This window comes from Pseudomonas putida, from assembly GCF_050990305.1.
Classification (GTDB): Bacteria; Pseudomonadota; Gammaproteobacteria; order Pseudomonadales; family Pseudomonadaceae; genus Aquipseudomonas; species Aquipseudomonas putida_AH.
The window spans coordinates 2,954,307-2,965,610 of the sequence record NZ_CP158817.1 but is presented as its reverse complement, the minus strand read 5'-3'; the positions used below and the strand labels follow the sequence as shown (position 1 = coordinate 2,965,610).

The 11,304-nt window shown below is 60.4% G+C and carries 7 protein-coding genes; 6 read left to right on the top strand and 1 reads right to left on the bottom strand.

Translation table 11 applies throughout. The annotated features are described in order from the left end of the window. The first annotated feature begins 7 nt into the window (after window positions 1–7). The 6 genes from ABTV22_RS13510 (at window position 8) to ABTV22_RS13485 (ending at window position 8,946) form a co-directional block, all read left to right on the top strand. Complete coding sequence (locus tag ABTV22_RS13510; RefSeq protein WP_433740831.1) at window positions 8–322, top strand: DUF2934 domain-containing protein; 315 nt, start codon at window positions 8–10, stop codon at window positions 320–322. A 144-nt stretch (window positions 323–466) separates the two neighbouring features. Further along, window positions 467–2,623: a glycogen debranching protein GlgX gene (gene glgX / locus ABTV22_RS13505; protein ID WP_433740829.1), complete on the top strand. Its 2,157-nt coding sequence runs from the start codon at window positions 467–469 to the stop codon at window positions 2,621–2,623. 287 nt (window positions 2,624–2,910) lie between these two features. Then, window positions 2,911–3,669 (top strand): PIG-L deacetylase family protein, encoded by a 759-nt coding sequence (locus ABTV22_RS13500; protein ID WP_433740827.1) that lies wholly within the window; start codon window positions 2,911–2,913, stop codon window positions 3,667–3,669. 177 nt (window positions 3,670–3,846) lie between these two features. After that, a complete protein-coding gene (locus ABTV22_RS13495; RefSeq protein WP_433740825.1) occupies window positions 3,847–4,644 on the top strand; it encodes an endonuclease/exonuclease/phosphatase family protein in 798 nt (265 codons plus the stop codon). A 285-nt stretch (window positions 4,645–4,929) separates the two neighbouring features. Then, a complete protein-coding gene (locus ABTV22_RS13490) occupies window positions 4,930–7,563 on the top strand; it encodes an autotransporter outer membrane beta-barrel domain-containing protein (protein ID WP_433740823.1) in 2,634 nt (877 codons plus the stop codon). A gap of 315 nt (window positions 7,564–7,878) precedes the next feature. Next, the gene (locus ABTV22_RS13485) at window positions 7,879–8,946 is read left to right on the top strand and encodes an autotransporter outer membrane beta-barrel domain-containing protein (RefSeq protein ID WP_433740821.1); all 1,068 of its coding nucleotides are present in this window, start codon (window positions 7,879–7,881) and stop codon (window positions 8,944–8,946) included. 122 nt (window positions 8,947–9,068) lie between these two features. Here the strand turns inward: ABTV22_RS13485 and glgB are convergent, their stop codons facing one another. Beyond that, complete coding sequence (gene glgB / locus ABTV22_RS13480; RefSeq protein ID WP_433740819.1) at window positions 9,069–11,303, bottom strand: 1,4-alpha-glucan branching protein GlgB; 2,235 nt, start codon at window positions 11,301–11,303, stop codon at window positions 9,069–9,071. Window position 11,304 lies beyond the last annotated feature (1 nt).

Below are 11,304 nucleotides of genomic sequence, written 5' to 3'. Positions count from 1 at the left end.
CATAACGATGAGTACCGACGATAAACGCATCCGCGAGTTTGCCTACCAGATCTGGGAGTCAGAAGGGAAACCCGAAGGTCAGGAAGCCCGCCACTGGGAGATGGCGCGCAAACTGGCCGAAGCCGAAGCGCTGGCGCCGAAAAAACCACCTAAGGCGGCCAGCAAGACCACCACCAGTAAAACCGCCCTAAATGGCCAGGCTGGGGAAGCCAAAGTCACCAAGCCCCGGGCAAAACCTGCCGCGGCCTCCAAGGTGATTCCGCCGGGTGAAAAAGTGGCCGAGAAAAAACCTCGCGCAGCGCGAAAGCCGCCGGCGGTCTGAGGCTGCCGTTTGCCGATCCTTTTCGCCACCCTGTGGGAGCGAGCCTGCTCGCGAAAACGCAGCATCAGCCAGCATTGATGTCGACTGACACGCCGCCTTCGCGAGCAGGCTCGCTCCCACATGCCCCCATTTGCAGGAGCACCCATGACTCGCCCAAAGAAAGAAACGCCAGTCCCTCACGAACCGTCGCGTATCCGTGAAGGCCTGCCCTTTCCGCTGGGTGCGACCTGGGATGGTCTGGGGGTCAATTTTGCCCTGTTTTCCGCCCATGCCACCCGCGTCGAACTGTGCATTTTCGACGATGCCGGCGAAGTGGAACTCGAACGTATCGAGCTGCCGGAGTACACCGACGAGATCTATCACGGCTACTTGCCCGATGCCCATCCTGGGCTGATTTACGGCTACCGCGTGTACGGGCCGTATGACCCGGCCAACGGACATCGCTTCAACCCCAACAAACTGCTGATCGACCCTTATGCCAAACAACTGGTGGGCCAGTTGAAATGGTCCGAGGCGTTGTTCGGCTACACCATCGGCCACCCCGATGCCGACCTCAGTTTCGATAAGCGCGACAGCGCGCCCTTCGTCCCCAAGTGCAAGGTGATCGACCCGGCGCACACCTGGGGCCATGACCATCGCGTCAGCGTGCCCTGGGACAAAACCATCATTTACGAAACCCACGTGCGCGGCTTCAGCATGCGTCACCCCGCCGTCCCCGAGCACCTGCGCGGGACCTTCGCCGGGCTGATGGTCGACGAGGTGCTCGAGCACATCCGCAAGCTGGGCGTGTCCAGTGTGGAATTGCTGCCGATCCACGCCTTCGTCAATGACCAGCACCTGCTGCACAAGGGCATGACCAATTACTGGGGCTACAACAGCATTGCCTTTTTCGCCCCGGACCCACGCTACCTGGCCAGCGGCAAGATCGCCGAGTTCAAGGAGATGGTCGCGCACCTGCACGAAGCCAACCTGGAAGTGATCCTCGACGTGGTCTACAACCACACCGCCGAGGGCAACGAACAAGGCCCGACCCTGTCCATGCGCGGCATCGACAACGCCTCGTATTACCGCTTGATGCCGGAGGACAAGCGCTTCTATATCAACGACTCCGGCACCGGCAACACCCTTGACCTGAGCCACCCGTGCGTCCTGCAAATGGTCACCGACTCCCTGCGCTACTGGGCCTCGGAAATGCACGTGGACGGCTTTCGCTTCGACCTGGCGACCATCCTGGGGCGTTATCACGACGGCTTCGACGAGCGTCACAGCTTCCTTGTGGCCTGCCGCCAGGACCCGGTGCTGCGCCAGGTCAAACTGATTGCCGAAGCCTGGGATTGCGGCCCCGGAGGCTATCAAGTGGGCAACTTCCCGCCCGGCTGGGTGGAATGGAACGACAAGTTCCGCGACACCGTGCGCGCCTTCTGGAAAGGCGACGACGGGCAACTGGCGGACTTCGCCAGTCGCATGACGGCGTCCGGCGAGATGTTCAATCAGCGCGGCCGACGCCCTTATTCCTCGGTTAACTTCGTCACCGCCCATGATGGTTTCACCCTCAATGACCTGGTGTCGTACAACGACAAACACAACGAAGCCAACGACGAAAATAACGAGGACGGCAGTAACAACAACCTGTCATGGAACCACGGCGTCGAAGGGCCGACCGACGATCCCCAGATCAACGCGTTGCGTCACCGGCAGATGCGCAATTTCTTCGCCACCCTGCTGCTGGCCCAGGGCACGCCGATGCTGGTGGCGGGCGATGAATTCGCCCGGACCCAGAACGGCAACAACAATGCCTATTGCCAGGACAGCGAGATCGGCTGGGTCAACTGGGACCTGAGCGAAGACGGCAAGGGCCTGCTCAAATTCGTAAAACGCCTGATCAAGCTGCGCCTGACCTACCCGATCCTGCGCCGCGGGCGGTTTCTGGTGGGCAATTACAACGAGGACATCGGCGTCAAGGACGTCACCTGGCTGGCGGCGGACGGCAATGAAATGACCACCGAGCACTGGCACGATGCCCACAATCGTTGCCTGGGCATGCTGCTCGATGGCCGCGCCCAGGAAACCGGCATTCGTCGCAAAGGCGCCGACGCCACGCTGTTACTGGTGGTCAACGCCTATCACGACATCGTCAACTTCGTTCTGCCGCAAGTGCCCGACGGCGGTTTCTGGACCTGCATGATCGACACCAACCAGCCGTCGATTCGCGGCCAGGAGCGCTTTGAGTTCGGCCATGAATACTCGGTGACCGGGCGTTCGTTGCTGCTGTTCGAATTGCAGCATGAGGAGGAAGATTGAACCGATTTTTTAGCAAAAAACCTCCCCCCTGTGGTGAGGGGATTCATCCCCGCTCGGCTGCGAAGCAGTCGTAAACACAGACCATTGGATGTAACTGAAAGAAAAAAGGGGCCGCTTCGCAGCCCAACGGGGATGAATCCCCTCGCCACAGAGGTCCGGGCTCGGCCATGAACGACCGCTGGGCACATCGGTGCGACGAATAGCGGTACATGAGCAATACTCTGCACGCGGCAGTTCCAGGGTTTGGAACGCGGCACAACGCTATCAATCAGTACAAGGACGTAGCCATGAAACCCGTCTCTCTCCTCGCCAGCTCCCCGCCGGCACAAATCTGGAACAGCGCGCCGCAACTGGATAACGTCCCGGTGATCAACACTCAATCTTTGGTGCCGCCCGGTGCACGAGCAGTGGTGATCGCTCCGCATCCCGGCGATGAAGTGGTGACCTGCGGCGGCCTGTTGCAGTTGCTCAGCGCCATGGGCCATCCCTTGCAGTTGATTTCCGTGACCGATGGCAGTGCCAGTCATCCCGGCTCGCAGCAATGGTCGGAGAAACGCCTTAGCGTGTTTCGCGTTCAGGAGAGCGTTGAAGCCTTGCGCCGACTTGGATTGCCAATGCACAGCCTGAAGTGGATTCGCGGCGGTTTTACCGACAACACGCTGGCTGAACATGAACCGCAATTGACACAATTCATCGCCCGCTACCTGCGGCCTGGCGACGTGGTGTTCAGCACCTGGTCTCAGGATGGCAACCGTGACCATGATGCCGTCGGCCGCGCCAGTGCCAATGCCGCGATCATCGTCGGTGCCGACTTCAATGAGGTGCCAGTCTGGGCCTGGCACTGGCCGACGCGCGAACACAGCCTGATTCCCTGGCATCGCGCCCGCAAGGTGCGCCTGGACACCTGGACAGTGGCACGCAAAAGCCATGCAACCCACGCCTACGCCAGTCAATTGGACGGAGAACCGGCCCTCGGCATCGCGCCGCTGATACCCCGGGTGCTGCTGGACCGGATGCGTCTACCCTATGAAATCGTTTTCGTCTGACCTGCATGCCTCCCCTGTAGGAGCTGCCGAAGGCTGCGATCTTTTGATCTTGCTCTTGAAAATCAACAGATCGCAGCCTTCGGCAGCTCCTACAGTTATCAAGGACACACCCAACTGAACTGCCCGCCCCTACATCAGTCGCATGCATAAGCCTGCCGTCGATTCAGAGGAGTGAACGTGAGCCGTACATCCAAGCCGCAGATCGATCCGCTGCCATTGAACACTCCCCCGGCCATTGACCGACTGCGCGTACTGACCGTCAACACCCACAAGGGATTCACCGCCCTTAACCGACGCTTCATCCTGCCGGAACTGCGTGAAGCGGTGCGCAGTACGTCGGCGGACCTGGTGTTTTTGCAGGAAGTGGTCGGCGAACACGATCGCCACTCTTCGCGCTACAACGATTGGCCCTCGACCTCGCAGTACGAATTCCTCGCCGACAGCATGTGGAGCGACTTCGCCTATGGTCGCAACGCGGTCTATCCCGATGGTCACCACGGCAACGCACTGCTGTCCAAATACCCGATTCGCGAATACCGCAACCTCGATGTTTCCATCACCGGCCCCGAGCGCCGCGGCCTGCTGCATTGCGTACTCGACGTGCCGGGACACGAAGAGGTCCATGCCATCTGCGTTCACCTGAGCCTGCTGGAAAGCCATCGCCAACTTCAGTTGCAGTTGCTCTGCCAGCTACTCGAATCCCTCCCCGACGCTGCGCCAGTGATCATTGCCGGCGACTTCAACGACTGGCAACTGCAAGGTAACGCCGCCCTCGCCCGGCGCGACTACCTGCACGAAGCCTTCGAGCGCCATCACGGTCGTCCGGCAAAGACCTACCCGGCGCGCTTCCCGCTGTTGCGCCTGGACCGCATTTATCTGCGTAACGCCAGCAGCCATGAGCCGCAAATTCTCGGCACCAAGCCCTGGACACATTTATCGGATCATTTGCCGCTGGCGGTTGAGGTCCATCTTTGAGCCCGCAGCGAGACCGTTCAAAAACGCTTGCTGGCGATCCGATTAATCGTTTCACCTGTTATTTTTGACAGTAGATACACAAAATAACTGCTGCTACGTTGCACTCGTCCGTACAACTGAGCGTATGGACGTGCGACTCATAGCGGCCGTTGTTGCTGAAGGTTTTCAATTACGGGTGATTGCCTTCCCGATGCTGTCTCGCAACCCGCGCTGCCGAGGGTGCCTGAAGCCTTGCCATTTTTGACATGTGGCAATTCAGTCGCCAATCCTCAAGCGGAGACGAGCATGAAGTTTTCCAGCGATTGGTCCAAGTTCCGTTATGGCGCCTGCACCGTTTCACTCCTGCTGGGCGTGGGGTGGGCCCACCCCTCCCACGCGGCCTGTACGCTGATCCCCACCGCCGGCAACGACAACTTCGTCTGTGACAGCGCCAGTAGTGGGCCGCTGACCGATCTGGCGGGTAATAACAACCTGACCTTCCCCGCCAATGGCAGCGGTACGATCAATGGCAACGTGACGTTCGGTGCCGGCACCGACACGGTCAACATGAATTCCGGCAGCATCATCGGTTCGCTCAATCAGGGCGATGGTGCCGACACCCTCACCCTCAGCGCCGGGCAAATCACCGGTGCGGTCAATCAAGGCAATGGCGTCGATAACTTCACTATGAGCGGCGGGACCATTCAGTCCCTGGCCCAGGGTGATAGCCGCGATTTCTTCACGATGAGTGGCGGCAGGATCATCGGCGCCTTCGAAGATGGCGATACGGCGGTCATGACCGGGGGCCGGATCGGGCGGGTCGACATGAAGCTCGATAACAACCTGTTCGACCTGTCCGGTGGTGTGATCGACGGCAACCTGGTCACCGGTTTCGGCACCGACACCATCATTGTGTCGGGCGGCAGCATCGGCGGGTTCATCAGCGTGAGCGGGGGCAATGACAGCGTCACTGTGACGGGGGGCGAAGTCTTTGGCCAGATCCGCACCAGCACCGGCAACGACACGTTTACCTGGGATGGCGGTGGCATTCTCCACTCGGCCATCCTGATGGAAGACGGCAATGACACCGCGACGGTGCGCAATCTCAATGAAAGCGTCCTGTCCCAGACCCCGAGCCTGAACGGTGGCAGCGGCAACGATGTGCTGACGTTCGACCACACCACCACGGCCGGTGCCGAGCGCTACGTCAATTGGGAAACGGTCAACCTGAACAACAGCTCGCAGTTCGACCTCTCCGGCAATCTCGTGCTGGGTGACAGCACCAGTGGCACCGGGGTATTGAACATCGACGCCAGCAGCGTCCTGACGTCGACCCAAGGCAGCATCACGCCCTTCTCCACCGGACAACTCACCACGTTGAACAACGCCGGGATCATCGACCTGGGCAGCGGCAATACCCGCACCAGCGACACATTGACGGTTCAGGGCAATTACGCGGGCAGTGGCGGGCAGTTGCTGTTACAAAGCGTGCTCGGCGATGACAGTGCACCCAGTGACAAGCTGGTGGTCAATAACGGGACCCTGACCGGCACCACGGCAATCTCCGTCACTAATCTGGGGGGCGCCGGCGCGCAAACCCTGCAGAACGGTATTCAGGTGGTCGAGGCCCAAGGCACGGCAACCAGCGACGCGAGTGCCTTCACGCTCAAGACCCCCTTGTCGGCCGGCGCCTTCGATTACGTCCTGTACAAGGGCGGCGTCACACCGGGCAGTGAGAACAGTTGGTACTTGCGTTCTGCCGTCGTGCCTGTACCGGTGATCGCGGTAGCCAATCCCGATCCGACCTTGCCGCCCATTCTGGTGCCCCTGGTGCCGATACCCGTGGCTTCGGCCGGAAGCCCGCCGCTGCCAGCGCCCGAATTCATAGTCGTTTCTGCACCTGCACCTGCACCCGGAACCACGCCCACACCCATCCCGACACCGACACCGACACCGACACCGACACCAAGCGCCAAGGTCATTCCCTTGTACCGCCAGGAAGTGCCCGTCTGGTCAGTCTTGCCGCCCGCCGCGGCGCAACTGGCCCTGACCACCCTCGGCACCTTCCATGATCGCCAGGGCGATCAGCGCCTGCTCAACGAAACCGGGGCTTTCGGCGCGGGTTGGGGGCGAGTCTACGGCAAGGACCTCGACCAGACCTGGGCCGGCACCGTTACGCCAAGATTCGACGGTTCGATCAAAGGGTTTCAGGTGGGCAATGATCTGTACGCATCCCAAACTTCAGGCGGTCACACCCAACGCAGCGGTTTCTTTATCGGGCACAGTCGCTTGAAGGGCGATGTCGACGGCTTCAACCGGGGTTTTCAACACAACCGTGCCGGCAAAGTCGAGCTCGAAGGCGACAGCCTCGGCCTGTACTGGACCCTCACGGATCCCCAGGGTTGGTATCTCGATTTAGTGGGCATGTACATCTGGCTCAAAGGCGATAGCCATTCCGATCGCGGCCTGAAAATCAATAATGACGGTCATGTCCTGACGCTGTCGGCAGAGACCGGCTACCCCTTCCCTCTCACTGACCGCTGGGTGATCGAACCCCAGGCGCAAATCATCCAGCAGAAGGTCAATCTCGACAGTCAGGATGACGGCATCTCCCGGGTCTCCTTCGAGTCCGACTCCGCCGAAACCGGGCGACTCGGCGTACGCCTCAAGGGTCGCTACGATGTCGCCGGCTTGCCATTGGAGCCCTCGCTGCGCGCCAACCTGTGGCACACCTTCTCCGGCACCGACACGGTCACTTTTGCCAACACCACCGATATCGACACCGAACAGAAATCCTCGTGGGCCGATCTCGGCATCGGTGCCAATTTAACCCTGGCCAAGGATGTCAGCGTGTACGCCAATGTCGATTACAGCAGCAATATCGACAGCAACCAGCAACGCGGGGTAGCGGCAAACCTGGGGCTGAGGTTGAGCTGGTAATACCGAGCAACCGCTCTAGCACGCGAGTTTTTTGACGATTTATCCAATAAACAACAGCTTAGGGATGCGTCGTAAATCAGTCACTTATAAGACCCGAAATACCCCTACCATTTATCGGCCATTTTCTTGACGCAGCACCGGGGGTCTTCTTGACTTCACGTTACTACCCCCGGAATCACTATCAGGGGCAAGCCCCCAAAGACACCCGCGCAATCGGGCGGCCCCCGGCTTGCCCCCTTCCATTCGGTCGCCCCTCGCTAGGGGTAGGAGAGACGCCAAGGCACGTACGGCACGCGATTGCAAGGTAGCCACACCATGAGAACTTCATTCACCCAACAAGAGATCAAAGTTACTTTTTGCACTGTCTCGAGCTCGCTCCTGTTGTGCTCCACCATGGAAGTGCAGGCTTCACCGGCTGACGAAGAAACAACGCCCTGGTACCGCCAGGACATTCCGGTGCTTTCCCTGCCCACTCTCGCGACCACGTACCCCCGCCGTTTCAGTCCTGCCCCCGATATGCGAAGTAGTCACTTAACCACCGAAGACGCGGCACCCTTAGCCTGGGACCAGCTTTATGGCCAAACCTCACGCCAGGCGCAAACCGATGCCCTGGCTCCAGGTTTCACCCATGCAGGCTCAGGTGAACTCAAGGGCCCGGCGATCCTCACCTTGCAAAGCAGTAGCGGCCTTACCCAGCAGGTCGGCCTGATCGGTGGCACCCTCCAGATCCAGGGCAACAGCGATGGCCTGCTGAGCAATCGCGGCATGTCAGACCCCAACAGCGACACCCTCAACCTGCAAGGCGAAAGCCTCGGCGCCTACTACAGCTTGATAGGGCCTCAAGGCTGGCATGTCGACCTGTCGGCCAGCGGCGGTCGCGTCAATGGTTTCAGCCGCAACGAACAAGGTGCACGGCAAGCCACCGAAGGCAGCGCGGTGACGTTGTCGGTCGAAGGTGGTTTTCCGATCGGCCTCAGTAAAAACTGGGTGGTTGAACCCCAGGCGCAATTGATCAATCAGCGCATCACCCTCGATACACCTTACGCGGGCTCGGGCAATGCATCGTCCACCGACCTGAGTTCGTGGAGCGGCCGGGTCGGCGCCAAATTGAAAGGCAGTTACGACATCAACGGCCTGGGCGTCGAACCCTATGTGCGAACCAACTTGTGGCACACGGTGTACACCGGCAACACGGTGACCCTCGATCAGGTCGACAAGATCAGCAGCAGTCGCAACTCTTCAACGGTGGAATTGGGACTGGGCCTGGTCGCCAGAATGACGCCCACCGTGAGCCTGTACGTCAGCGCCGATTACAGCAGCAATGTGGACGACAACGACTTGAACGGCTTGATTGGCAGCCTGGGTGTACGGATGCGGTGGTGAGGGATCGACCTCAAGAGGTGTTTTGCCAGGGCTGACGCTATCGCGGGCAAGCCTTGCTCCTACAGGTTACGGCGCCTTTGCCTGTGTAGGAGCATAGCTTGCTCGCGATCAGCGGTTCTGGATCAACCCTCTGGATTCAATATCAACACCGCCAACGGCGGCAGATTCAACACCAGTGACAACGCCTGGCCATGGCTCGGTGCTTCTTCTGCCATCGCCCCGCCGCTGTTGCCGTAATTGGAACCGGCATAGATCGACGAATCGCTGTTGAACCGCTCAACCCAGTGCCCGGCGAACGGCACCCCGACACGGTAAGCCTCACGGGGCACCGGGGTGAAGTTGGCCACTACCAGCACAGGCTTACCCGCTTTGCTCCAACGCAACCAGGCGTAAACGCTGTTGATCGCATCGTCACCAATCATCCATTGGAAACCCTGCGGCACATCGTCCTGTTCGTGCAGCGCCGGTTCCTCGCGATACAGCCGGTTGAGGTCGCCGACCAGTTTCTGCACGCCCTTGTGTTCGGAGTATTGCAGCAGATACCAGTCCAGTTGCTGATCGTGATTCCACTCGCGCCACTGGCCAAACTCGCAGCCCATGAACAACAGCTTTTTGCCCGGATGGGTCCACATGAAACTCAGGTACGCCCGCAGGTTGGCGAATTTCTGCCAGCGGTCACCGGGCATCTTGTCGATCAACGAATGCTTACCGTGCACCACCTCGTCATGGGAGATCGGCAGGATGAATCGCTCGGACCACGCATACACCAGGCCGAAACTCAGTTCGTTGTGGTGATGGGCGCGGTACACCGGGTCCTGTTGGATGTAATGCAGCGAATCGTGCATCCAGCCCATGTTCCATTTGTAGGCAAAACCCAGTCCGCCCTGTTGCGTGCTCTGGCTGACCCCCGGCCAGGCCGTGGATTCCTCGGCAATCACCAGCGCGCCCGGTGCTTCCAGCGCGACCACGTCGTTCAAGTGACGCAGGAAGTCGATGGCTTCCAAATTCTCTCGACCGCCGTGACGGTTCGGCACCCACTCACCGGCCTTGCGCGAGTAATCGCGGTACAGCATCGACGCCACCGCATCGACCCGCAGGCCATCAACGTGGAAATGCTTGAGCCAGTGCAGCGCCGAGGCCAGCATGTAGCCGTGCACTTCGGTGCGCCCCAGGTTGTAGATCAGCGTGTCCCAATCCTGATGAAAGCCTTCCTGTGGATTGCCGTATTCGTACAGCGCGGTGCCGTCGAAATTCGCCAAGCCATGGGTGTCGGTGGGGAAATGCGCCGGCACCCAGTCGAGGATCACGCCAATTTGCGCCTGGTGGCAGGCATTGACGAAGGCCGCGAACTCATCCCCGGTGCCGTAGCGGGCACTGGTGGCGAACTGCGACAGCAATTGATAACCCCACGAGCCACCAAACGGGTGCTCCATGATCGGCATCAGTTCGATGTGGGTGAACCCCAGCTCTTTGACATACGGAATCAGCCGCTCGGCCAGCTCAGGCCAAGTGTACTGACGGGCCACTTCGCCCAAATCGTCCAGCTCGCATTGCCAGGAACCGGCGTGCAATTCGTAGATCGACAGGGGCGCGGTGGGACGCTGCCGCTCGCCGCGGGACTGCATCCAGTCCTGGTCTTGCCAATCGATCTTCAGCGGTGAGGCGACTTTCGAAGCGGTGTCCGGCGGCAGGCTGGTGGCCAGCGCCATGGGGTCGGCCTTCAGCGGCAGAATCCCCTGCTGGCCGAGGATTTCGTACTTATACGCCTCCCCCGCTTGCAGGCGCGGAACGAACAGTTCCCAGACCCCGGTGGGATGGCGCACGCGCATCGGGTGGCGCCGCCCGTCCCAGACGTTGAAATCCCCCACCACCGATACCCTTCTGGCATTCGGCGCCCATACGGCAAAGCGCACACCATCAACCCCGTCCACGGTCTGCAACTGCGCACCGAGGCAACTGCTCAGGTCCCGGTGATTGCCCTCGGCGAACAGGTACAAATCCATGTCGCCCAGCAAGGGACCAAAGCTGTAGGGGTCTTCGGCGGTCTGTTCGCCACCAGCCCAACGGGTGCGCAACAGGTACGGTTGCGCCCGGTCGAAGTGGCCGACGAACAGTCCTGGGGCTTCGGTCATTTCAAGGTCGCCGAGTGCCTCCCCGGAGTCCCTCGCCAACACCTGGACGCTCAGGGCGCCCGGCAGATACGCCCGAATGTATTGCCCGCCGACACCATCGCCGTGGGGACCGAGAATGGCAAAAGGGTCATGATGCTCGGCGCGCACCAATGCATCGATGTCCCGCGCGCCGGGCAATAGCGCTTCTTTGTGATGATGACCCTGTTCCTTGTTCGAGAAACTCATG